Origin of the sequence: Enterobacter sp. BIDMC 26 (assembly GCF_000534435.1) — a bacterium.
Classification (GTDB): Bacteria; Pseudomonadota; Gammaproteobacteria; order Enterobacterales; family Enterobacteriaceae; genus Enterobacter; species Enterobacter ludwigii.
This window is the reverse complement of the sequence record NZ_KI973182.1, coordinates 679,990-704,536: the sequence shown is the minus strand read 5'-3', so window position 1 is coordinate 704,536 and position 24,547 is coordinate 679,990. Positions and strand designations below refer to the sequence as shown.

The window sequence follows — 24,547 nt, the reverse complement described above, 5'->3', positions numbered from 1 at the left end:
TTTTGAGCTGTGCATACACAGGCCCCGGACGGGCCGATGCTGGAGATATCACCGCAATGTCAATTATTGGTCGCATTCACTCCTTTGAATCCTGTGGCACTGTCGATGGCCCGGGTATCCGCTTTATCACCTTTTTCCAGGGCTGCCTGATGCGCTGCCTGTACTGCCATAACCGTGACACCTGGGATACGCACGGCGGCAAAGAAGTGACCGTCGAAGAACTGATGAAAGAGGTGGTGACCTATCGTCACTTTATGAACGCATCCGGCGGCGGCGTAACCGCTTCCGGTGGTGAAGCCATTCTGCAGGCCGAATTCGTGCGCGACTGGTTCCGCGCCTGTCGCAAAGAAGGCATTCATACCTGTCTCGATACAAACGGTTTTGTCCGCCGCTACGATCCGGTCATTGATGAACTGCTCGACGTCACCGACCTGGTGATGCTCGATCTCAAACAGATGAACGATGAGATCCACCAGAATCTGGTGGGGGTTTCCAACCACCGTACGCTGGAGTTCGCCAAATACATCTCCGGGAAAGGCATCAAAACCTGGATCCGCTATGTTGTTGTACCTGGCTGGTCAGATGATGACGATTCCGCGCATCGGCTGGGAGAATTTACCCGCGATATGGGCAACGTTGAGAAAATTGAGCTTCTGCCCTACCACGAACTGGGTAAACACAAGTGGGTCGCCATGGGCGAAGAATATAAACTCGATGGCGTTAAGCCGCCGAAGAAAGAGACGATGGAACGCGTGAAAGGTATTCTTGAACAGTACGGCCACAAGGTAATGTATTAAGAAAAGGCCCGGTGAGAACCGGGCCTTTTTTATATTATCTGAAGACGCCATTAATAATGGTGGTCACAACCGCAGTACTCAGCGCAATTAAGACCAGATCGTCACCGACGACACGCCATTCATAACCAGGATAGGAAGGAAGTTGGCCCAGCATAGAAGCCGGCACGGTTTTCTTCGCAATGCCCGGAGGGAGCGGTTTACCGCGTGCGAGGTTCTTCGCAATACCCGGAGGCAGTGACTCATAACCTGTTAAGCCGTAATTGAGTGCCAGGTGACGGGCATGATCGAAGCTCACACGGGCGTCGACATCGTCACTGACGCTTTTATTCGATTTACCTGGATTTTCCTGACCGTTATTTTGTTTATTACCGTGGGTACCGGAATTTCCGTTGCCATGACTACCGGAATTGCCGTGACTGCCGCCATTACCTTGTCCGCCACTGTTCCCGTGACCACTGCCATTCCCGTTACCCGGGTTAGCCATGACCGGAGCTGCAGCAAACGTTAAAGACAACACTACTGCCAGAGCGGTAGTGGTAAAACGACGAGTAGACATGATTGTTGCCTTTTAGTGATATAACTCACCTGAATTATCGCCTGGTGCAATAAACAAACAATACGTAAAAGTCTTATATGTGATGGGGACAAAAAAGCCAGTCATCGACTGGCTTTTTATTAATCAGGCATGCGCCACAGGCGTCGGGTGTTCTCCCACTTTGCGCAGCAGCATTAAGAGATAAATAAACGATACGCTGGCAATCATAATAAACAGCAAATTGTCGGAGTAATTCTGCATCAGCATCGCGGTAAAGGTCGGTCCCAGCAGGCTGCCGATGGTATAGCTCAGTAACAACGCCTGGTTCATTGCCACTAACTGGTGGTGTTCAACTTTCTCACAGGCCCAGGCCATCGCGACCGGATAGAGCGTAAAACCTGCGGCACCCAGAATAAACAGCGCAGGCGCCATCGCCGCATTGCTGAGCATGGCGAGACAACCCATGATCACCACAAAAACCTGAACACGCAGCACCAACAGGCGACCAAAGCGATCGGCCAGGCGTCCAATCGGCCACTGACCGACAATCCCCGCACTCACCATCACCGCCATCCAGAAACCGATCCCGGAATCGCTGACGCCCTGATGGTTCAGATAAAGCGGCATCAGGCCATACAGTGAACCAAGCACAATTCCGGAGATAATACAGCCGTTAACGCCAAGGCGCGCCTGACGCAGTCTCAGCATTGGCCAGACGTGGGTTGCTTCCTGGTGTTCGCTGTTCTGGTTCACAATGCGCGTAAAGAGCAGCGGCAGGATTGCTGCCAGCACCATTCCCGTCACCCACGGCAGAACGCTCATCAGGTCGGTTGGCAGTTTGCTCACCATCAGTTGACCAAGCACGGTACCGATGTAATAAACCATCATATAGGCTGCCAGCAGGCGTCCGCGGTTACGTGACGTGCCGCTGCACATCAGCGCGCTTTCAACCACCACCCAAATCATCGCGCAACCCACTCCAGCGATAAAGCGCCATACCATCCAGCTCCAGAAGCCCACCATCAGGCCCAGCCCGGCACATCCGACAGCGAAGAGCAGCGAGGCCAGATAATAGCTGCGGTTAAAACCAAAGCGTTTAATCAGGCTTCCTGTAACCAGCGTACCCAGCAGGTTACCGGTAAAAAAGGACGAGCTGACCATACCCACCTGCCAGGTCGGTAAGTTTTCATGGGCGAGCCACAGCGGGACGAGCGTATTTAACACTGCGATCGCCAGGGTCAGCAGAAGCAGGCCACAGAGCAATAAAAGCACTGGCCGGGTATAGATGGTCATGGATTAAAAACCGTGAGGAAGTTCAGATTTCGTGCGCATCATGCCACTGGCAAAAACAAAGTCAATCCACTGATTTCACCGCCACGCACGATATGTTCCCTGTCGATTTAAAAAACTTATCCTGCTAATGCAACGCCTGCTATAGATATTAATTATGTATCTGTTTTTATTTATTAATGCCCGAAGTGAAAACAAAACGTCAGTTGAAAAATTTCATGATTAAAATAAAAAAAGCCGGGCGCTCCGTCCCGGCGTTATCTCACCCACGGCAACGTTAACTGGCGACGGCCATACCTACGGTCATATGCAAACCGTAGAACACACCGCGGCCGATCAGTTCACCTGCGAGGACCAGCACAAAAGCCAGTGACAGGAGCGGCAGCGCGGGTTGATACCCCTTAAGCTGAGGCACAATCCAGCACACTAGTGCCACCACCAGCAGTACCACGCGCCAGGCCATCAGCGAGCCGTATGCCGGCACCAGGGCAGACGCCTGCTGAACAGAGCTGTGAATGGTTGCCAGCTCCGCGCCCTGCATCAGGGTGACGACTGCGCTCACCACCAGCGCCAGCAGTGAAACGACAGGCAGCAAACGCATCGCCCAACCGTCAACACCCGCGACGCGCAGCAGCATGAAGCCAAGAAGCGGCCCACCAATAAACAGCGTCAGGAAGAAGCTCATCGGCGTCCAGATGCTGTACCAGGTCGGCACGGTGTCGATGGTGTTATAGACCCGCACCATCATCCACACAAACACCACGCCCAGCACCATCGTGACAATCAGCCACACGCTGCGCAGCCCTGCCGGCAATTTCTTCAGTGCTGCCAGCAGCCAACCCAGCCCACCCACAGCAAAGAAGATCGCCCCGCTGGCGATTTCATTACTGAGTGACGATGCTCCCACCCGGTTCAGAGAGTTGAACGCGCGCATTGGCGAGCCGAGGTGCAGCGTAGAGGCAATAAAGCCAATTCCCATCAGCACCCACAGGCCAAACATACTCAACACTAAACGTTGTTGTTGCTCAGCAGTGAGATTTCCTTTCAGCAGCGCCAGCGCGAGGACAATAAAACCGCCCGCCACACACTGCCCAAAGACCGTGAAGATCATCAGCGGCCATTCATGCCATCCACTTCCCATCTCACACCTCCTTCGGGTTTGCCAGGTAGCCGGTGGTATCCCCTGTCGGGCGGCTGTTGGCGTTAGGTTTAATCACGATGCTCGGCTTCGTGAAGTGCGCGGACGGCAGCGGTGCGACGGCCGCCAGCTGACCATGTTTTTTACGCAACTCGTCGATAGGACCGAAATCCAGCGCGCGCAGCGGGCAGGACTCCACGCAGATTGGCTTTTTGCCGTCTGCCACGCGGGTGTGGCAGCCGTCGCACTTGGTCATATGCCCTTTGGCGGCGTTGTACTGCGGGGCACCGTACGGACAGGCCATGTGGCAGTAGCGACAGCCGATGCAGACATCTTCATCCACCACCACAAACCCGTCGTCACGCTTGTGCATCGCCCCGCTCGGGCAGACCTTGGTACAGGCCGGGTCTTCGCAGTGGTTGCAGGCAATCGACAGGTAGTAGGCAAACACGTTCTGGTGCCAGACACCGTTGTCTTCCTGCCAGTCACCGCCCGCGTATTCATAAATACGGCGGAAGCTGACGTCCGGGGTTAAATCTTTGTAATCCTTGCAGGCGAGCTCGCAGGTTTTGCACCCGGTGCAGCGGCTGGAATCAATAAAAAATCCATACTGGGTTGTCATCGGTTACTCCTTACACCTTTTCAACCTGAACAAGGTTCGTGTGGGACGGGTTGCCCTTCGCCAGTGGCGACGGACGCTGCGTGGTCAGTACGTTAATACTGCCTGCCTGGTCGATGCGATTCGCATCCGGGCTATACCAGGCCCCTTCCCCCAGCGCGACAACGCCAGGCATCATGCGCGGAGTCACCTTGGCTTCAATGTGTACCTCACCGCGACCGTTAAAGATGCGCACGCGGTCGCCATTGCTGATCCCACGGGCTTTGGCATCCATCGGGTTAATCCACATCTCCTGACGGCAGGCAGCTTTCAGTACGTCGACGTTGCCATAGGTAGAGTGAACACGCGCTTTGTAGTGGAAGCCGGTCAACTGCAGCGGGAATTTCGCGGTCAGCGGATCGTTGTAGTTTTCAAAGCCCGGCGTGTAGATCGGCAGCGGATCGATAACATCCCCTTCCGGCAACTCCCAGGTAGAGGCAATTTTTGCCAGCTCTTCTGAATAAATTTCAATTTTGCCCGATGGCGTGGTTAGCGGATTGGCCTGCGGATCGTCACGGAAAGCTTTGTACGCCACGTGGTGGCCTTCCGGATCACGCTGTTTGTACATCCCCTGCTCACGGAAGGTATCGAAATCCGGGAGGTCAGGGATCGCTTTGCGGGAGAGTTCATGCAGATGGCGCATCCACCCTTCCTGCGTGCGCCCCTCGGTAAATTGCTGCTCAACGCCAAGACGTTTCGCCAGCTCAGAGGTCATCTCATAGATGGTTTTGCACTCAAAGCGAGGTTTAATGGCCTGATCGGTAAAGATGACGTAGGACATGTTGCCGCAGGAGGCATCCAGCGCGAAATCCATCTGCTCAGAGGCCGTGCAGTCCGGGAGAATAATATCGGCATATTTTGCCGAAGAAGTCATGTGGCAGTCGATCACCACAATCATCTCGCACTTCTTGTCATCCTGCAGGATTTCATGGGTGCGGTTAATTTCAGAGTGCTGGTTGATGAGACAGTTGCCGGCGTAGTTCCAGATCATTTTGATCGGGACATCCAGTTTGTCCTTACCCCGCACGCCGTCACGCAGCGCAGTCATTTCCGGGCCGCGTTCAATGGCATCAGTCCACATAAACATGGAGATACTGGTCTGAACCGGGTTTTCCAGCGTCGGCATACGTTCAAACGGCACTTCATAGGAGCCTTCACGCGCACCGGTGTTACCGCCATGAATGCCTACGTTACCCGTCAGAATGGCGAGCATCGAAATGGCACGGGTGGCAATTTCACCGTTCGCATGACGCTGTGGACCCCAGCCCTGACTAATATAGGCCGGTTTAGCCGAGCCAATCTCGCGTGCCAGTTGAACAATACGGTCTACCGGAATTCCCGTGATGGTGGACGCCCATTCCGGCGTTTTGGCAATACCGTCGCTGCCCTGACCGAGAATATAGGCCTTATAGTGGCCATTAGCCGGCGCGCTGGCTGGCAATGTTTTCTCGTCATAACCGACGCAGTATTTATCGAGGAACGGCTGATCGACCAGATTTTCAGTGATCATCACCCACGCCAGCGCGGAGACCAGCGCAGCATCGGTGCCAGGACGAATCGGGATCCACTCATCTTCACGCCCTGCACCGGTGTCGGTATAGCGCGGGTCGATAATAATCATGCGGGCATTCGATTTGGCGCGCGCCTGTTCGAGGTAGTACGTTACCCCGCCACCGCTCATACGCGTTTCACCCGGGTTGTTGCCGAACAGCACCACCAGCTTACTGTTTTCGATATCAGACGGGCTGTTACCGTCTGCCCAGCCACCGTAGGTGTAGTTCAGACCGGCGGCAATCTGCGCCGAAGAGTAGTCGCCATAATGGTTCAGATAACCGCCGCAGCAGTTCATCAGACGGGCCACCAGCGTTTTCCCCGGTGGCCAGGAGCGGGTCAGCGTGCCGCCGAGCGTCCCGGTGCCATAGTTCAGATAGATGGATTCGTTGCCGTAGTCTTTGATCAGACGCTGCATGTTCGTCGCGATGATGTCGTAGGCTTCATCCCAGCTAATGCGCTCGAACTTCCCTTCTCCACGCTTGCCAACGCGTTTCATCGGGTACTTCAGGCGGTCCGGGTTATAAACGCGACGACGCATTGAACGGCCGCGTAAGCAGGCGCGGACCTGATGTAACCCCTCGTAGTTATCGTCCCCGGTATTATCGGTTTCGACATATTTAATCTCACCATCCACCACATGCATACGCAGTGGACAACGGCTACCGCAGTTTACGGTACAGGCACTCCACACCACTTTTTCCGGGGTGGCCGGGGACAATGCATCCGCCGCCGACACCAGACGAGAAAAAGGGAGCGTAAAGGCGCTGCTGGCAACGGCCAGACCACCAATTGCCGTGGTTTTCATCAACCCACGGCGAGTGACCTCGGCAGCCATTAACGCTTCAGGCGCTTTGATTTTCATAGAGACTCACTTTGGTTGCTCACAAAGAAAAGAGAGGCGGCATATGCCGCTATATAGTTTTATATATAACGAATAACTTCGTTATTGGTTTTTTATGCTGACTTTCATTCGGAGGAGTATTACTACTTTGGAGGGAGGGGTTATTGCGTCGTATCAATTCTAAGGTATAAAAAAAGCGCCCTGAGGCGCTTTTTTGTTTCACGTCAAATCATTAACCGATGTACTGCTGGCCTTTCATGTACGGACGCAGCACTTCAGGGATCTCAATACGACCGTCCGCCTGCTGATAGTTTTCCAGCACGGCAACCAGTGTACGACCGACAGCCAGACCAGAACCGTTCAGGGTATGCACCAGACGAGTTTTCTTGTCAGACTTGCTGCGGCAACGTGCCTGCATACGACGCGCCTGGAAATCCCAGACGTTTGAGCAGGAGGAGATTTCACGGTAGGTATTCTGCGCAGGAACCCAGACTTCCAGGTCGAAGGTTTTGCAGGCACCAAAGCCCATATCACCGGTGCACAGCGCCATACGACGGTACGGCAGACCCAGCAGCTCCAGCACTTTCTCAGCGTGGCCGGTCATCTCTTCCAGCGCGTCCATCGACTCTTCCGGGCGGACAATCTGCACCATCTCTACTTTGTCGAACTGGTGCATACGGATCAGACCACGCGTGTCACGACCGTAAGAACCCGCTTCAGAACGGAAGCACGGAGAGTGTGCTGTCAGTTTGATTGGCAGGTCGTCTTCGTCGATGATCTCATCACGCACGAGGTTAGTCAGCGGCACTTCCGCAGTTGGGATCAGCGCGTAGTTGCTGCTGTCAGCTTCCTCATCCAGCGGACGGGTGTGGAACAGATCGCCGGCAAATTTTGGCAGCTGGCCAGTACCGTACAGCGTATCGTGGTTAACCAGATACGGGACGTAGGTTTCGCTGTAACCGTGCTGCTCGGTGTGCAGATCCAGCATAAACTGCGCCAGAGCGCGATGCAGATGAGCAATCTGGCCTTTCATCACAACGAAGCGAGAACCGGTCAGCTTAACTGCGGCCGCAAAGTCCAGGCCGGCATGCATTTCGCCCAGGGTCACATGATCGCGAACCTCGAAGTCGAACTCGCGAGGCGTGCCCCAGCGTTTCACTTCAACGTTGTCGTTTTCATCTTTACCGACAGGTACGCTATCGTCAGGAATGTTCGGGATCGCCAGCGCGATATCACGGATCTCGGCCTGAAGCACGTCCAGCTCCGCTTTCGCCTGATCCAGCTCTTCACCCAGTTTGTTCACTTCCAGGCGTAATGGCTCAATGTCTTCCCCGCGCGCTTTCGCCTGGCCGATGGATTTCGATCGAGAATTACGCTCTGCCTGCAGATTTTCAGTTTGTACCTGCAGAACTTTACGACGCTCTTCAAGAGCGCGCAGCTTATCTACATCCAGCTTAAAGCCCCGGCGTGCCAGTTTTTCAGCGACTGCGTCTGGCTCATTACGCAGCAGATTGGGATCGAGCATGCTTATCCTGTGCTTATCGAATTAAAATAGGAAAATGTGACCACAGCCTGCGGCCACAGGGATACATTGCCAACATTACCGCAACGATCGCACTAACGGTAGCGTTTTATAGGGCTATTTTGATCCTGTCCGGCGAGCCAGGCGAGCTTTTCGCCAATCTTGCCTTCAAGACCTCTGTTTGTGGGGTGATAATAGCGGGTTTGTGCCATCTCCTGCGGGAAATATTCCTCCCCGGCGGCGTAGGCATTGGGTTCGTCGTGGGCGTAGCGGTATTCCTGCCCATACCCCATCTCTTTCATCAGTTTGGTCGGCGCATTGCGCAGATGTACCGGCACGTCATAATCCGGACGTTCGCGGGCGTCGGACATGGCCGCTTTAAAGGCGATATAGACAGCGTTACTTTTCGGTGCGCAGGCCAGATAAACAATCGCCTGAGCGATAGCACGCTCGCCTTCAGCAGGCCCGACGCGGGTAAAGCAGTCCCAGGCCGAAATAGCCACCTGCATGGCGCGTGGGTCGGCATTCCCGACATCTTCAGAGGCAATCGCCAGGCAGCGACGGGCCACATACAGCGGATCGCCACCGGCGGTGATAATGCGGGCATACCAGTAAAGCGCCGCATCGGGCGCGCTGCCGCGCACCGACTTATGCAGTGCCGAAATCAGATCGTAAAACCGATCGCCTTTATTGTCGAAACGCGCGCTGCGCTCCCCGGCGATCTCGGTGAGCAACGCCGGTTTCAGTACCCGCTTGCCGGACGCATCCACTTCGGCCATATCGGCCATCATTTCCAGCGTATTAAGTGCCCGGCGGGCGTCGCCGTTAACCAGTTCAGCGATCGCCCGGCGCGTGTCGTCAGGCAGAACGATATCCTGCCCGCCGTAGCCGCGCGCGTTATCGTTCATCGCCTGCGTGAGAACCTGTTCAATATCCTCCACGGTCAGGGATTTGAGCAGGTAAACACGTGCACGGGAAAGCAGTGCGGAATTGAGTTCAAACGACGGGTTTTCGGTGGTGGCACCGATGAAGAAAATGGTGCCGTCTTCAATGTGCGGCAGGAAAGCATCCTGCTGGCTTTTATTGAAACGGTGAACTTCGTCGACAAAGAGAATGGTACGTCGCCCGGCATTGCGGTTTTGCCGCGCACGTTCAATCGCCTCGCGGATCTCCTTCACGCCGGACGTGACCGCCGAGATGCGCTCGACATCCGCGTTAGCATAGCGGGCAATAACTTCCGCGAGCGTGGTTTTGCCTGTTCCGGGTGGGCCCCAGAGGATCATGGAGTGCAGATGCCCGGCCTCAATGGCACGCGGCAAGGGTTTCCCCGCAGCCAGCAGGTGTTGCTGGCCGATGTACTGCGCTAAATTTTCTGGCCGCATACGAGCGGCCAGAGGTTGAAACGCATTCTCAGAAAAATCGAGCGACAGATTGCTCACTCATGCCTCTTACTTGTTGCGCTGATCGTCCACCGTTACGCCCTGCGGCGGGGTAAAGGTGAATTTAGACGCGTCAACCGCGCCATTTTGCTGGGTCTTGAGCTGGTAGCTGCTACGCTGGTCGTCCTGCTCAACCGCACCAAACTGATTAATGGTTCCGTTGGTGCTCACGTTGATGGTGAACTGTTTCAGGTTGCCATTGCTGCCTTTCGGCGTCAGAACAAATTCATCACCATTCTGTTTGATATTGTACTGCTGCCAGTCGCTGGACTGGTTACGCGCAATCAGCATGAAAGGCGTATTGCTGGTCGCGTCTTTCAGCCAGGTCGCGGTAGCCTGCTCGACAAACGGGTTGTAGAACCACAGGGTCTTACCGTCAGAAACCAGGATACTCTCATCCGGCTGAGTCATATGCCAGTTAAACAGATTCGGGCGTTTTACCCACAAATCCCCCTGACCTTCCTGCACCGCATTGCCACTGCCGTCAGTCACTTTTTGCGTGAAGCTGGCGTGGAAACTGCTCACTTTATCCAGTCGGCTTTTAAGGTCGCTGGCCGCATCAGCCCAGACGCTGCTGGCGACAAAACTGGTGAGTAATGCACAGGCGATTGCGATTTTTTTCATTGTTATTCCTTAAAATACGTCATCCCGATATGGGGTTCTGCCCTCTATTGTGTACCTGCCCGAAGGCAGGCGACAGAAGAAAATGCTTAATTTTGGCTGATTTACCCTTCTTTGCAATCACTGAAGGTTAATCAAACGGCGGCGGTGCCAGCACCTCACGGTTACCGTTGTGCCCCTGCTCGCTCACAATGCCCTGCGCTTCCATCTGCTCAATGATGCGCGCTGCGCGGTTGTAGCCGATGCGGAACTGACGCTGCACACCCGAGATAGAGGCTTTACGTTTTTCGGTGACGAAGTTAACCGCCTGGTCAAATAACGGATCCAGCTCCTCGCCGCCGTCCAGGCCACCACCGCCGCCTTCGCTTTCGCTGTCGGAGGTAATGCCATCAACATATTGCGGACGACCGCGCGCTTTCCAGTCCTGCACCACGGCGTGAACTTCCTGGTCGCGAACAAAGGCGCCGTGAACACGCACCGGAGAGGTGGAGTTCGGGCCAGAGTAAAGCATGTCCCCCATACCCAGCAGCGACTCCGCGCCACCCTGGTCGAGAATAGTACGCGAGTCAATTTTGCTCGATACGGTAAACGCGATACGGGTTGGAATGTTCGCTTTGATCAGACCCGTAATGACGTCCACAGACGGACGCTGCGTCGCCAGAACCAGGTGGATGCCGGCCGCACGCGCTTTTTGCGCCAGACGTGCAATCAGCTCTTCCACTTTTTTACCGACGGTCATCATCAGGTCAGCGAATTCATCCACCAGCACGACGATGTAAGGCAGTTTTTCCAGCACCGGATGTTGGGCATCCATGCTGTCGCCCGGTTTCCAGTAAGGGTCCGGAATCGGACGGCCCATCCGTGCCGCCTCGGCGATTTTCTCGTTATAACCGGCAAGGTTACGCACGCCCAGCGCAGACATCAGCTTGTAGCGACGCTCCATCTCATTAACGCTCCAGCGCAGAGCATTGGCCGCGTCTTTCATGTCGGTAACCACTTCTGTCAGCAGATGCGGGATACCTTCATAGACCGACAGTTCCAGCATTTTCGGGTCGATCATGATGAAACGAACATCTTCCGGCTGCGCTTTATAGAGCATGCTGAGGATCATGGCGTTCACACCGACGGATTTACCGGAGCCGGTGGTACCAGCCACCAGCAGGTGAGGCATTTTTGCCAGATCGGCCACCACCGGCTCGCCCGCAATATCTTTACCCAGAACCACGCTCAGCGGTGACGGGTTATCGCGGAACTTCGCGTTATCCAGGACTTCGCGCAGGTAAACGGTCTGACGTTTCTTATTCGGCAGTTCAAGACCAACATAAGGTTTACCCGGAATAACCTCTACAACACGCACCGCCACGGTCGACAGAGACCGCGCCAGGTCACGGGAAAGGTTAGAAATACGCGCGGCTTTTACGCCTGGTGCCAGATTAAGTTCGAAGCGAGTGATCACCGGCCCTGGGGAGTAGTTGACCACATCAGCCTTGATACGGAAGTCCGCCAGACGCGCTTCCACCAGACGAGCCATCTGCTCAAGAGCAAAGGTATCGACCGGCTCGACTTCAGCCGGCGGTGGAGTTAACAGATCCAGCGACGGCAGAGGCGTGCTTGGACGCTGCAGCGGACGGCTGTCGCCGTTACGCATCAGCAGCGGGTGAATGAGACTCTCCTGCGGCTGTGCCTGAGGCTGCTGGAACTGCGGCGGCTGTGGTGGCTGCTGCGGTTGCGCGTAAGCCTGCGGCGCCAGTTGCTGCGGCTGTGCATACGCCTGCGGTGCCGGTTGTTGCGGTTGTGCAAACGCCTGCGGCGCCGGTTGCTGCGGCTGTGCATACGCTTGCGGTGCCGGTTGCTGCGGTTGTGCATACGCCTGCGGTGCCGGTTGTTGCGGCTGTGCATACGCCTGCGGCGCTGGCGCAGTCTGCGGACGCGTCGGTTCAGCGTCCGGCATCACGCTCGGCGTGAACAGCGGCTCGCTCGGGCCATCATCAACCAGATCTTTTATTGGGGAGAATTCAAAATCCGACAGCGAGAACGGATTCGCTCCAGCAGGCTGCTCACCGGCATAACGCTGCTGCTGCGTGGCCGCGAACTGGCGCGCTAATTCCGCCTCAGCCGCGTCATCTTCGTCTTGCGGATGATGCACTTCATGCTGGTATTCTTCGCCATAGCGCTGATGCTGCTGCGCGGCGAACTGGCGCGCCAGTTCATCCTGATGCATTTCATCAACGTCATCTTCATACTCATTCTCGCGCGCTTTCTCCTCAGCCATACGCTGAGAAGGGAGCTTGATACCGTAGGAGGCCAGCTCACGCCGCGTTGGCACGCGAACACGGTTTGGGCGAGGTAACTGCGGGCCAATGCCCTCTTTCACCTGTGGACGTGGCGCACCGCCTGTGGCGAGGCTAAAGACCGGGGCAGCCGCAGCGGCTGCCGCTGTAGCCTGCTTCACGCTTTCAGCAACAGGTGCAACGGCAGGCGTTGGATCAACCGGAGGAACCGAAACAGAAGGGGCTTTAGTTACAGGCTCCTGCACCGGTTCAGGCACAGGCTGATACCAGGCCGCCAGCTGTTCACGCTCGCGGGCACGACGCTCTTCGACCTCTTCAAAATAGTACAATGGCGGACGAGACGGTTTCGCCTCTTCCACCACGTCAGGCTCTGGCTGAGGCGCTACGTATGGCTGTTCAGGTTCAACCGGCTGCGGCACGTACTCCTGATGAGGCTGTGCGGCAGGCTGCGCATACTGCGGATATCCCTGAGGCTCATATGCCGGCTCCGGCTGATAAGGCTGCTGCCAGGCTTCCTGCTGGACAGGAATATAGCTCTCTGGCTCTGGCGCAATAACCGGCTCAGGCGTATGAACGCCAGGGGCGGTTTGCCACTCCACCTGAGGTTGCTGAATGGCGGATTCGGGTGGTGGAACCGGTGCTGAAGGCATCACCGCATCGGCTGGAGCGGCATACGCCTGTGAAGCCGTAGTGGCGGCGGCCGCTGCAGCGACCGGCTCGGTCACGGAGTGGCCATTTAACAGCGGGTCGTATTCATCAAACGCTCCCGGCGTGGCACGGTTGCCAGAGAAGAGCACATCGTTTGGATCGACAGCCGCACCGGCTGCACGATATTCAACCTGATCGTCTTCATCCATGCGTTTGCCGGAGAAGAGCGCCGCATCGGTTTTACGGCCTAGCGGGTTGGCAAATTTCTCGGCAACACGCTGACGACGCGCCAGCGCGCCGCGCATAATGCGGGCACGACGAGATTCGCGACGCTGTACGGGAGCATCGTCTTCCTCTTCGTACTCATCTTCATATTCATCTTCGTCAACCCACGTATCGTCGCGACGGGTACGGTTGCTGGCGAAGGTCAGGAGGGTGAGGATAAAGCTGCCGATCTTCTCAGCGATGCTCACCCACGACCAGCCGGTGAACAGCGTCAGTCCTGCCGCCCAGATGCAGAGCAACGCAAGCGTGCCACCGCTGCTGTGAAGCATGGGCTGTAGCGCAGAGCTCAACAGGCTGCCGATCACCCCGCCAGAGGCGAAATACCAGATATCATCGGCGTTGATAGCCGCCAGCCCACACGAGGTGAGGATCAGCGCCAGTGCGCCAATCAGGCGCAGCGACACCGCGAAATAGTCGATATAGTCATCGTTTTGACGATGGCGCCAGGCAAACCAGCATCCGCCAATGATAATGACGGGAAGGGTGTAGGCCATCACCCCGAAAATGAAGAAGAGCGTATCTGCAAGCCAGGCGCCGGGAACACCGCCTAAGTTATGGATAGGCTCATGCCAGGCGGTTTGTGACCAGCTGGGATCTGAGGGGTTGAAACTGAGTAGGGCTGCCATCAGCCAGACGGCAAAAAGGGCAATAACAATCAGCAAAGCCTCGAGGAGACGACGTCCGCTGCTTAGCTTCGATAATGTGACTTCTTTGTCTTCAGTGTATTCCTGGCTCAAGAAAGGCTCTCCAGGTATCAGGCATATCCTGCCTGTTTGCTAAAACGGACAACAGCGCCGGGTATCCCCGGCACTGTTGCTGTATGGATTAACAGGAGTGTAATCAAACTACACTGATTTTGCACCTGTTCCGTGTTAGCGCGTCTTAATAACCAGACGATTGCTCTGTTTGACTTCTTCCATCACCACATAGGTACGGGTGTCATTCACGCCCGGCAGACGCAGCAGGGTTTCACCCAGCAGCTTACGGTAGGCGGACATATCAGGCACACGGGTTTTCAACAGGTAGTCGAAATCACCGGATACCAGATGACACTCTTGAATTTCTTCAAGTTTTTGTACAGCGGCGTTAAATTGCTCAAACACATCCGGCGCACCACGATTCAGAGTAATCTCAACAAATACCAGAAGTGAGGCATCCAGATAATGCGGGTTCAACAGAGCCGTATAGCCCTGAATGAAACCCTGTCTTTCCAGTCGGCGCACACGCTCAAGGCACGGCGTCGGGGAAAGTCCCACACGTTTTGAAAGCTCGACGTTGGAAATACGCCCATCCTTTTGCAATTCATTAAGAATGTTACGATCGATACGGTCGAGATCTTTGCCAGGGCGCTTCTTGCTATCTACCATTATTATTGTCTCTCTGTATTCCTTCCCTACTCCTGCCTGGACCCTGTGCACATCACTGTTCAGAGCCTGTACCCGTTAGTCATCACATCGCCTGGTTATGTATTAGACGCGATGCGGATTCGGGTTCTGTTGGTAAGAAGACCGTTGCCCGAAGGCAGTCACCGATATCACGTATGGCGTCTGTCCACGCCATGCGTAGATTTCACTGACCCGGTAAAAATGGCATTTACGTGCATGCCTATGCGGCATGCGGTTAACGCGGTTTTTTTCTTCCTTGAATGTTTTCGCAAAAGCGCAGGGGATTGTCAAAGCAAAACATCGATTTTTAGTACAACATGCCGGATATTCATTACGGCAGGGTATTAATCCTCATTTTATTGCCGTACAAACGAGCGAATTTCGGCGCAAAGCGTGATGTTATAGCGCTTAATTCATCGTCGCTGGCTATTGCACATATCGATATCAAAATTGCTGCGCTCTTTTTTTACGACAACAAATTCCCTACAATCCAGCCAAATGTCTGCCAACAACAATGGGGATCTCATGGGCACGGCCAAACACAGTAAGCTGCTAATTCTTGGTTCTGGACCTGCGGGATATACCGCGGCGGTCTATGCTGCACGCGCTAACCTGCAACCGGTTCTGATTACCGGCATGGAAAAAGGCGGTCAGCTGACCACCACCACGGAAGTGGAAAACTGGCCAGGCGACCCGAACGACCTGACCGGGCCGCTGCTGATGGAGCGTATGCACGAGCATGCGACGAAATTCGAAACCGAAATTCTGTTCGATCATATCAATAAGGTTGACCTGCAGAACCGTCCGTTCCGTCTGACGGGCGACAGCGGCGAGTACACCTGTGATGCGCTGATCATCGCGACCGGCGCTTCTGCCCGTTACCTCGGTCTGCCGTCTGAAGAAGCATTCAAAGGCCGTGGCGTTTCCGCCTGCGCAACCTGCGATGGTTTCTTCTATCGCAACCAGAAAGTGGCGGTTATCGGTGGCGGCAACACTGCCGTGGAAGAAGCCCTTTATCTGGCGAACATCGCCTCTGAAGTGCACCTGATCCACCGTCGTGACACCTTCCGCGCAGAGAAGATCCTGATCAAACGTCTGATGGATAAAGTGGCGAGTGGCAATATCGTGCTGCACACCAACCGTACCCTGGAAGAAGTCACGGGCGATCAGATGGGCGTTGCCGGTCTGCGTATTCGTGATACCCAGAACACCGATAACGTCGAAACGCTGGAAGTGGCGGGTCTGTTTGTGGCGATCGGTCACAGCCCGAACACCGCGATTTTCGAGGGGCAACTGGAGCTGGAAAACGGCTACATCAAAGTGCAGTCCGGTATTCACGGCAACGCGACCCAGACCAGCATTCCTGGCGTATTCGCTGCTGGCGATGTGATGGACCATATCTACCGTCAGGCGATCACCTCTGCTGGCACCGGCTGTATGGCCGCGCTGGACGCTGAACGCTACCTCGACGGGCTGGCGGAACAAGGTAAATAATCTTTACAAGTCAGTAACAAACGTAAATAAAGGCGGCGATAAGTCGCCTTTATTGTCTCTCCGTTGTAACATTGCGCTGCCCAACTTCTAATAACGTCACCTGCTAAGTACGCAATGGAAAAAACCCGTCAACAAGAGTTAACACGCTGGCTGAAACAGCAAAGCGTTCTTTCCCGCCGCTGGCTAACAATCTCCCGTTTTCTGGGGTTTGTCAGTGGTCTGTTGATTGTTGCCCAGGCATGGCTGCTGGCCCGCATTCTTAATCACATGATCATGGAGAACATTCCGCGCGAAGCACTCCTGTTGCCCTTTATCGTCCTGATCCTGATTTTTGTTCTTCGTGCCTGGGTGGTCTGGCTGCGTGAGCGCGTGGGTTTTCACGCCGGACAGCATATCCGCTATGAGATCCGCCGTCAGGTGCTTGACCGCCTTCAGGAGGCCGGTCCGGCGTGGATCCAGGGTAAACCCGCGGGAAGTTGGGCGACGCTGATCCTTGAGCAGATTGACGATATGCATGACTACTATGCGCGCTATCTGCCACAGATGGCGCTAGCCGTCTTCGTTCCGTTGCTGATTGTCATCGCCATTTTCCCGGTCAACTGGATGGCAGCGCTGATCCTGCTGGGCACAGCCCCGCTGATCCCGCTGTTTATGGCGCTGGTGGGCATGGGCGCCGCGGACGCTAACCGACGTAACTTTCTGGCTCTGGGTCGCTTAAGCGGCCATTTCCTTGACCGTCTGCGCGGCATGGAAACGTTGCGCATTTTTGGCCGCGGTGAAGCGGAAACTGAAAATATCCGCCTCGCATCGCAGGATTTCCGTCAGCGCACCATGGAAGTGTTACGTCTGGTGTTCCTCTCCTCCGGCGTACTCGAATTCTTTACCTCGCTGTCGATTGCGCTCGTGGCAGTCTACTTTGGCTTCTCGTATCTCGGCGCGCTCGATTTTGGCCACTACGGCACGGCGGTGACCCTTTCAGCCGGTTTCCTTGCGCTGATACTGGCCCCCGAATTTTTCCAGCCGCTTCGCGATCTGGGTACCTTCTATCATGCAAAAGCGCAGGCCGTGGGCGCGGCTGACAGCCTGAAGACGTTTATGGAAACGCCACTGGCGCATCCGGAACGCGGTGACGTGATGCTGAACGCCAAAGAGCCGGTTACCCTTGAAGCGCGTGATTTCTCCATTCTGTCGCCTGAAGGCAACGTGCTGGCAGGCCCGCTTAACTTTACCCTTCCGGCCGGAAAACGTGTGGTGCTCGTAGGCATCAGCGGTTCAGGGAAAAGCTCTCTGCTCAATGCGCTATCGGGTTTTATGGCCTACACCGGATCGCTGCGGATCAACCAAACTGAACTGCGCGATCTCGATCCGCTTGCCTGGCGTAAACAGCTTAGCTGGGTGGGACAAAACCCTCAGCTTCCTGCCGCCACGTTGCGAGACAATGTGCTGCTGGCTCGCCCGGATGCACGTGACGATGAACTGCAATCCGTGCTCGACCGCGCCTGGGTCAGCGAGTTTCTGCCGCAGCTTCCGCAGGGTGTCGATACCGTTGTCGGTGACCAGTCTGCCGGCCTGTCAGTCGGTCAGGCCCAGCGTGTGGCGGTTGCCCGCGCGCTGCTTAACCCATGCCAGCTCATGCTGCTCGACGAGCCAGCAGCGAGCCTTGACGCACACAGTGAGCAACGCGTCATGGATGCCCTGAATGCGGCCTCGCGGCAGCAGACCACCCTGATGGTCACCCATCAGCTGGAAGGTATTGCTGACTGGGATCAGATCTGGGTTATGGAAAATGGTCATATTGTTGAGCAAGGCGATTACGCCTCTCTCGTTGCCGCGCAGGGCCCGTTTGCCACCCTGCTGGCAAACCGTCAGGAGGATATCTGATGCGTGCTCTGCTTCCCTATCTTGCGCTCTATAAACGCCATAAATGGATGCTGCTGCTGGGCATTGTGCTGGCGATTGTTACCCTGCTTGCCAGCATCGGTCTGCTTACGCTCTCCGGCTGGTTCTTGTCCGCTTCGGCCGTCGCGGGGTTCGCGGGTTTATACAGCTTTAACTATATGCTTCCGGCGGCAGGCGTTCGCGGCACCGCAATCACGCGTACTGCCGGACGTTATTTTGAGCGTCTGGTCAGCCACGACGCCACTTTCCGCGTGCTACAGCACCTGCGCATTTACACCTTCAGCAAACTGTTACCCCTCTCCCCTGCCGGGCTGGCGCGTTTTCGTCAGGGTGAGTTACTCAACCGTGTCGTAGCCGATGTCGACACGCTGGATCACCTTTACCTGCGCGTCATCTCACCCATCGTGGGGGCGTTTGTGGTGATTGTGGTGGTCACGCTGGGGTTGTCGGTTCTGGACGTTCCCGTTGCGCTCACGCTGGGTAGCATCATGCTGCTGACGCTGATTATCCTGCCACCGCTGTTTTATCGTGCAGGTAAATCCACCGGAGAGAACCTGACGCGACTGCGCGGCGACTACCGACAGCAGCTGACATCCTGGCTGCAGGGACAGGCGGAACTGACCATTTTTGGTGCCAGCTCGCGTTATCGCAGTCAAATGGAAAGCACTGAGCTGAACTGGCATGAAGCTCAGCGCCGCCAGTCGGAGCTGACGGCATTCTCCCAGGCGCTGATGATGTTAATCGGCGGCGTGGCGGTCATCGCCATGTTGTGGATGGCTTCAGGTGGTGTAGGTGGAAATACCCAGCCCGGCCCTCTGATTGCCCTCTTCGTTTTCTGCGCCCTGGCCGCGTTTGAAGCGCTGGCCCCGGTGACGGGCGCCTTCCAGCATCTCGGACAGGTCATCGCTTCTGCCCTGCGCATCACCCAGATTGCCGAGCAGGAGCCGGAGGTTACATTCAGCGGCGCTCAGACCGCCGTGCCGGCGCAGGTTGCGCTGACCCTGGATAACGTCACCTTTGCCTATGAAAAACAGGCGCAAAACGCGCTGGAAGGGATCACGCTGTCTGTTAAAGCAGGCCAGCGGATTGCGCTCCTCGGTCGTACCGGTTGCGGTAAATCCACCCTTCTTCAGTTGCTGACCCGCGCCTGGGATCCGCAGCACGGTCAGATTCGGTTTAACGATACGCCGCTGACCGACTTCAGCGAACAGACGCTGCGCAAGACCGTGAGCGTGGTTCCGCAGCGCGTGCACCTCTTCAGCGCGACGCTGCGTGATAACCTGCTGCTCGCGGCACCTCAGGCCTCCGACGATGATCTGCGCGCCATGCTGGAGCAGGTTGGGCTGCAAAAACTGCTTGAGAACGACGGGCTGAACGGCTGGCTCGGGGAAGGCGGTCGTCAACTCTCCGGCGGCGAGTTGCGCCGTCTGGCGATTGCACGCGCGTTGCTGCACGATGCGCCGCTGATGCTGCTTGATGAACCCACCGAAGGGCTGGACGCAACAACCGAGAGCCAAATCCTTGATTTACTGGCCCATGTTATGATCGGAAAAACCGTGCTGATGGTCACCCACCGCCTGCGCGGGCTGGCGAGTTTTGATCAGATAATTGTGATGGACAACGGACATATTATTGAGCAAGGTAGTCACACAGAACTGTTGGCGAAACAGGGTCGCTACTACCAGTTTAAACAGCGTCTGTAGACTATATTTGTACCGATCCTAACTCGCGTATTGGAGTTCTGCTGTCATGCGCCTGGTCCAGCTTTCTCGTCATAACATCGCGTTCCCTTCGCCGGAGGGAGCGCTGCGTGAACCTAATGGGCTGCTGGCCCTTGGCGGCGACCTCAGTCCTGCGCGGCTTTTGATGGCTTACCAGCGCGGCATTTTCCCGTGGTTTTCACCCGGCGACCCGATTTTATGGTGGTCGCCCGATCCCCGTGCCGTGCTGTGGCCGGCGCAGTTTCACCTGAGCCGCAGCATGAAGCGTTTCCATGCGAAATCACCCTACCGCGTCACCCTGAATCATGCCTTCGGTCAGGTCATTGAAGGCTGTGCCGAAGACCGTCATGAAGGAACCTGGATCACCCGCGATATCATTACCGCCTATCACCAGCTGCATGAGCTGGGTTTCGCGCACTCCATTGAAGTCTGGCAAGACGGTGAACTCGTCGGCGGGATGTATGGCGTTGCGCAGGGGACGCTGTTTTGCGGCGAATCGATGTTCTCCCGTGCCGTGAATGCCTCGAAAACCGCGCTGCTGATCTTCTGCCAGGAGTTTGCCCAGCGCGGCGGAAAACTGATGGATTGCCAGGTCCTCAATGAGCATACTGCCTCGCTCGGCGCGGTTGACATCCCCCGCCGTCACTACATAGAACATCTGGATGTTTGCCGTCAGGAGAAGCTGCCGCGAGACTTCTGGGTACCAAGAACGCTCTTTATGCCCAATGCCTAAATGTTTTCCGCATATTTTTTGTGAGGGTGTTATAATTATGCCGCAGAGTAGGTTCTGCCTGTTGCCTCGCCGCCGTTTGGGTCCTCCGCTTCAGATAACGTCCTGACGTTTATCCTGTTGTATCCCCTTTACGAATGCGCTTTCCGTTCGGTTGTACCGTGACGCTTGGGCAATGCGCCGAAACTATTTTGCTGCGTTTTAAACGCGCAATTCTTTACTTAATTGATGAATTTCGGCATTATCTTGCCGGTTCAAAACTTGGTAGTGATACCCCAGAGGATTAGATGGCCAAAGAAGACAATATTGAAATGCAGGGTACCGTACTTGATACGTTGCCTAACACCATGTTTCGCGTAGAGCTGGAAAACGGTCACGTGGTAACTGCGCACATCTCCGGTAAAATGCGCAAAAACTATATCCGCATTTTAACGGGCGACAAAGTGACTGTTGAACTGACCCCGTACGACCTGAGCAAAGGCCGCATTGTCTTCCGTAGTCGCTAATTGTTTTCGCCTGTAATGGCAGATGAATATATAAAGGTCGGGTTAACCCCGGCCTTTTTTATTTAACGGTTTAATGCCGGGCAGGAAGATGTATTGTCATGCGGGGCTGCGCCGGCGTGATTAAATCCCCGGCCATGGAATGCGCCATATCATGCAGCAATCCCGTCAGGTGCGGCAGCATATCCCGATCAAAATGGGACACCAGCAGCACGTGGTTTACTGCCCGGCAGTAGTCACACTTTGTTTCGGTATCTTCCAGTAGCCACGCTTTTTGTCGCGGTGGTTCAGCGTCCTCCTCAAATTCCACTATCTGAAAATCACGCATTGATTCTGTGAGTCCGCTTTTGACTTCTTCCAGATACGCGCCTAAACAGCGGCACACGGGCTGCGTTTGCGGGTGGGCGTTGCAGTCCAGCAGAATTTCGGTGAGCAGCATGCAGCGCCCGGCCAGGGTCGGGAGATCGGGGTTGAGGGAGAGTTCGCTGTAGAGCTGGGAGAAACAGTTTTCTGTATTCATTGGGTAATACCTTCACACACGTTGAGTTACCACCGCAGGAAACGCCAGATTCGCTGGCGGCGGACGAAAAGGAATTGGCGTACCAGTGTGTGTGCTACTGGCGCTTCAAAAGAAGCTTCCGATTCGCCCGCCAGATGCAGAATTATACCCTTTTCCTTAGGGCGAACGAAGCCTGCAGCAATGGTGCTGCTCACACACTTTCAGGACGCCAATCCTGACACCTGATTTTGCAGGTGCGCCGCCATTCTAGGACTGTGAATTTATACAGCAATGAGTGAGATGAAAATATGGAAAGCGCCTCGCAAAGTTTCGGTGTGAGCAGGCATAAAAAAACCGGGCAGTGTATTGCCCGGTTTTTAAGACTAATGCTGGAAATTAGTGAGCCGCTTCCGGCTTGTGCTTCTGCGCACTCTGGAAATCGTACGTCAGCTCATTCTTCTCCTGGTCCAGCGCGACCGTCACCTGACCGCCGTCTACCAGCAAGCCAAACAGCAGCTCGTTCGCCAGCGGTTTCTTCAGGTTGTCCTGAATCACACGCGCCATTGGACGGGCCCCCATCGCACGGTCGTAGCCTTTCTCAGCCAGCCAGTTGCGGGCCTCCTGGCTCACTTCCAGCGACACGCCTTTCTGATCCAGCTGAACCTGCAGCTCGACGATGAACTTATCCACTACCTGATGGATAACCTCGGTAGAGAGGTGATCGAACCAGATGATGTTGTCCAGACGGTTACGGAACTCCGGCGTAAAGATCTTCTTGATCTCTTCCATCGCATCGGTGCTGTTATCCTGATGGATAAGACCGATAGATTTACGCTCCGTTTCACGTACACCGGCGTTGGTGGTCATTACCAGCACTACGTTGCGGAAGTCCGCCTTGCGCCCGTTGTTATCGGTCAGCGTCCCGTTGTCCATCACCTGCAGCAGGATGTTGAACACGTCCGGGTGCGCTTTCTCGATTTCATCGAGCAGCAGTACCGCGTGCGGATGCTTGATCACCGCGTCGGTTAACAGACCGCCCTGGTCAAAGCCCACATAGCCCGGAGGCGCACCAATCAAACGGCTGACGGTGTGACGCTCCATGTACTCGGACATATCAAAACGCAGCAGCTCAATGCCCAGCGCTTTGGAGAGCTGAACCGTGACCTCGGTTTTCCCCACACCGGTCGGACCGGCGAACAGGAAGGAACCGACAGGCTTATGTTCATGCCCCAGTCCGGCACGGGCCATCTTGATGGCTTCGGTTAACGCCTCAATGGCTTTATCCTGCCCAAAGACCAGCATTTTCAGGCGATTGCCAAGGGTGCGCAGCGTGTCACGGTCGCTCTGAGAAACGCTCTTCTCAGGGATACGCGCGATACGGGCCACCACGGTCTCGATATCCGCCACGTTAACGGTTTTCTTACGCTTGCTGGCCGGCATCAGACGCGCACGCGCCCCTGCCTCATCAATCACGTCAATGGCCTTATCCGGCAGATGACGATCGTTGATGTATTTCACCGCCAGCTCCACCGCCGCACGTACCGCTTTGGCGGTATAACGCACATCGTGGTGTGCTTCGTACTTCGGTTTCAGACCGTTGATGATCTGCACGGTTTCTTCAACAGAAGGTTCAGTCACATCGATTTTCTGGAAACGACGCGCCAGGGCACGATCTTTCTCAAAAATGTTGCTGAACTCCTGATACGTTGTAGAGCCAATCACGCGGATCTTACCGCTGGAGAGCAGCGGTTTGATCAGGTTAGCGGCATCCACCTGGCCACCCGAGGCCGCACCGGCACCGATGATGGTGTGGATCTCATCGATAAACAGAATGCTGTTGGTGTCCTGCTCAAGCTGTTTCAAAAGCGCCTTAAAGCGTTTTTCAAAATCGCCGCGGTATTTAGTGCCCGCCAGCAGCGAGCCAATGTCCAGCGAGTAAATAGTGCAATCGGCAATCACTTCCGGTACGTCGCCCTGCACAATACGCCAGGCGAGACCTTCGGCAATCGCGGTTTTACCGACGCCAGATTCACCCACCAGCAGTGGGTTGTTCTTGCGGCGACGGCACAATACCTGGATCGCGCGCTCCAGCTCTTTATCGCGACCAATCAGCGGGTCGATACCGCCAACGCGAGCAAGCTGGTTGAGATTGGTGGTGAAGTTTTCCATACGATCCTCCCCGCCTGCTTGCTCTTCATTGTTATTGACCTGATTGCTGGAATCCGATGCCTGGTTCGGCTCGTCTTTACGCGTTCCGTGAGAGATAAAGTTAACCACGTCGAGTCGGCTGACTTCGTGTTTGCGCAGCAGGTAGGCAGCCTGTGACTCCTGCTCGCTGAAGATGGCGACCAGCACATTTGCGCCCGTCACTTCGCTACGTCCGGAAGACTGGACGTGGAATACCGCACGCTGCAACACGCGCTGGAAGCTGAGCGTCGGCTGCGTGTCGCGCTCTTCTTCACTGGCTGGCAGCACCGGTGTGGTTTGTTCGATGAAGGCTTCGAGTTCCTGACGTAGCGCCACCAGATCCACGGAGCAGGCTTCCAGCGCTTCGCGGGCAGATGGGTTGCTAAGCAGTGCGAGCAGTAAATGCTCGACGGTCATAAACTCATGTCGGTGCTCACGCGCTCTGGCGAAAGCCATATTTAAACTGAGTTCCAGTTCTTGATTGAGCATAGGCACCTCCCCCAAATTTTA

At 55.6% G+C, this 24,547-nt stretch carries 18 protein-coding genes; 6 read left to right on the top strand and 12 right to left on the bottom strand.

The features are described 5' to 3' along the window. The first annotated feature begins 56 nt into the window (after positions 1-56). Entirely contained in the window at positions 57-797 is a 741-nt protein-coding gene (gene pflA / locus L462_RS19950; RefSeq protein WP_020884823.1) for a pyruvate formate lyase 1-activating protein, read from the top strand. Positions 798-831: 34 nt separating this feature from the next. Here pflA and L462_RS19955 read toward each other — a convergent pair whose 3' ends face one another. The 10 genes from L462_RS19955 to lrp form a co-directional block, all read right to left on the bottom strand. Next, positions 832-1,353, bottom strand: coding sequence for an anti-virulence regulator CigR family protein (locus L462_RS19955; RefSeq protein WP_020884824.1), 522 nt, complete (start codon positions 1,351-1,353; stop codon positions 832-834). Between the two features lie 123 nt (positions 1,354-1,476). Beyond that, positions 1,477-2,625, bottom strand: a complete 1,149-nt coding sequence (locus L462_RS19960; protein ID WP_014169376.1) for an MFS transporter — start codon at positions 2,623-2,625, stop codon at positions 1,477-1,479. A 274-nt stretch (positions 2,626-2,899) separates the two neighbouring features. After that, positions 2,900-3,763: a dimethyl sulfoxide reductase anchor subunit family protein gene (locus L462_RS19965; RefSeq protein ID WP_025204556.1), complete on the bottom strand. Its 864-nt coding sequence runs from the start codon at positions 3,761-3,763 to the stop codon at positions 2,900-2,902. Position 3,764: 1 nt separating this feature from the next. After that, complete coding sequence (locus tag L462_RS19970) at positions 3,765-4,382, bottom strand: DMSO/selenate family reductase complex B subunit (RefSeq protein ID WP_014169373.1); 618 nt, start codon at positions 4,380-4,382, stop codon at positions 3,765-3,767. A gap of 10 nt (positions 4,383-4,392) precedes the next feature. Continuing rightward, the gene (dmsA, locus tag L462_RS19975) at positions 4,393-6,834 is read right to left on the bottom strand and encodes a dimethylsulfoxide reductase subunit A (protein ID WP_020884827.1); all 2,442 of its coding nucleotides are present in this window, start codon (positions 6,832-6,834) and stop codon (positions 4,393-4,395) included. A gap of 211 nt (positions 6,835-7,045) precedes the next feature. Beyond that, entirely contained in the window at positions 7,046-8,338 is a 1,293-nt protein-coding gene (gene serS / locus L462_RS19980; RefSeq protein WP_008499983.1) for a serine--tRNA ligase, read from the bottom strand. 92 nt (positions 8,339-8,430) lie between these two features. Next, on the bottom strand, positions 8,431-9,774 hold the full coding sequence (gene rarA, locus L462_RS19985) for a replication-associated recombination protein RarA (protein ID WP_032677794.1): 1,344 nt from the start codon (positions 9,772-9,774) through the stop codon (positions 8,431-8,433). A gap of 9 nt (positions 9,775-9,783) precedes the next feature. After that, positions 9,784-10,398 carry an outer membrane lipoprotein periplasmic chaperone LolA gene (gene lolA, locus L462_RS19990; protein WP_014169368.1) on the bottom strand — a complete coding sequence of 205 codons (615 nt, stop codon included), beginning with the start codon at positions 10,396-10,398 and terminating at the stop codon, positions 9,784-9,786. A gap of 127 nt (positions 10,399-10,525) precedes the next feature. Beyond that, positions 10,526-14,356 (bottom strand): DNA translocase FtsK, encoded by a 3,831-nt coding sequence (gene ftsK / locus L462_RS19995; RefSeq protein WP_032677793.1) that lies wholly within the window; start codon positions 14,354-14,356, stop codon positions 10,526-10,528. Between the two features lie 135 nt (positions 14,357-14,491). Beyond that, positions 14,492-14,986, bottom strand: a complete 495-nt coding sequence (gene lrp, locus L462_RS20000) for a leucine-responsive transcriptional regulator Lrp (RefSeq protein ID WP_000228469.1) — start codon at positions 14,984-14,986, stop codon at positions 14,492-14,494. Positions 14,987-15,529: 543 nt separating this feature from the next. On the opposite strand from lrp, the gene trxB reads away from it, so the two are divergent. The 5 genes from trxB (at position 15,530) to infA (ending at position 21,354) form a co-directional block, all read left to right on the top strand. Next, complete coding sequence (gene trxB, locus L462_RS20005) at positions 15,530-16,498, top strand: thioredoxin-disulfide reductase (RefSeq protein WP_025204565.1); 969 nt, start codon at positions 15,530-15,532, stop codon at positions 16,496-16,498. A gap of 114 nt (positions 16,499-16,612) precedes the next feature. Next, entirely contained in the window at positions 16,613-18,379 is a 1,767-nt protein-coding gene (cydD, locus tag L462_RS20010; protein WP_032677791.1) for a heme ABC transporter permease/ATP-binding protein CydD, read from the top strand. After that, entirely contained in the window at positions 18,379-20,100 is a 1,722-nt protein-coding gene (gene cydC / locus L462_RS20015) for a heme ABC transporter ATP-binding protein/permease CydC (protein ID WP_032677790.1), read from the top strand. The genes cydD and cydC overlap by 1 nt, the downstream gene beginning before the upstream one ends. Positions 20,101-20,146: 46 nt before the next feature. Beyond that, positions 20,147-20,851, top strand: a complete 705-nt coding sequence (gene aat, locus L462_RS20020; RefSeq protein ID WP_020884834.1) for a leucyl/phenylalanyl-tRNA--protein transferase — start codon at positions 20,147-20,149, stop codon at positions 20,849-20,851. Positions 20,852-21,135: 284 nt separating this feature from the next. Next, on the top strand, positions 21,136-21,354 hold the full coding sequence (gene infA / locus L462_RS20025) for a translation initiation factor IF-1 (protein ID WP_002211347.1): 219 nt from the start codon (positions 21,136-21,138) through the stop codon (positions 21,352-21,354). 70 nt (positions 21,355-21,424) lie between these two features. Here the strand turns inward: infA and L462_RS20030 are convergent, their stop codons facing one another. Continuing rightward, positions 21,425-21,871, bottom strand: coding sequence for a hypothetical protein (locus L462_RS20030; protein WP_032677789.1), 447 nt, complete (start codon positions 21,869-21,871; stop codon positions 21,425-21,427). A gap of 375 nt (positions 21,872-22,246) precedes the next feature. After that, complete coding sequence (gene clpA / locus L462_RS20035; RefSeq protein WP_020884836.1) at positions 22,247-24,526, bottom strand: ATP-dependent Clp protease ATP-binding subunit ClpA; 2,280 nt, start codon at positions 24,524-24,526, stop codon at positions 22,247-22,249. Positions 24,527-24,547 lie beyond the last annotated feature (21 nt).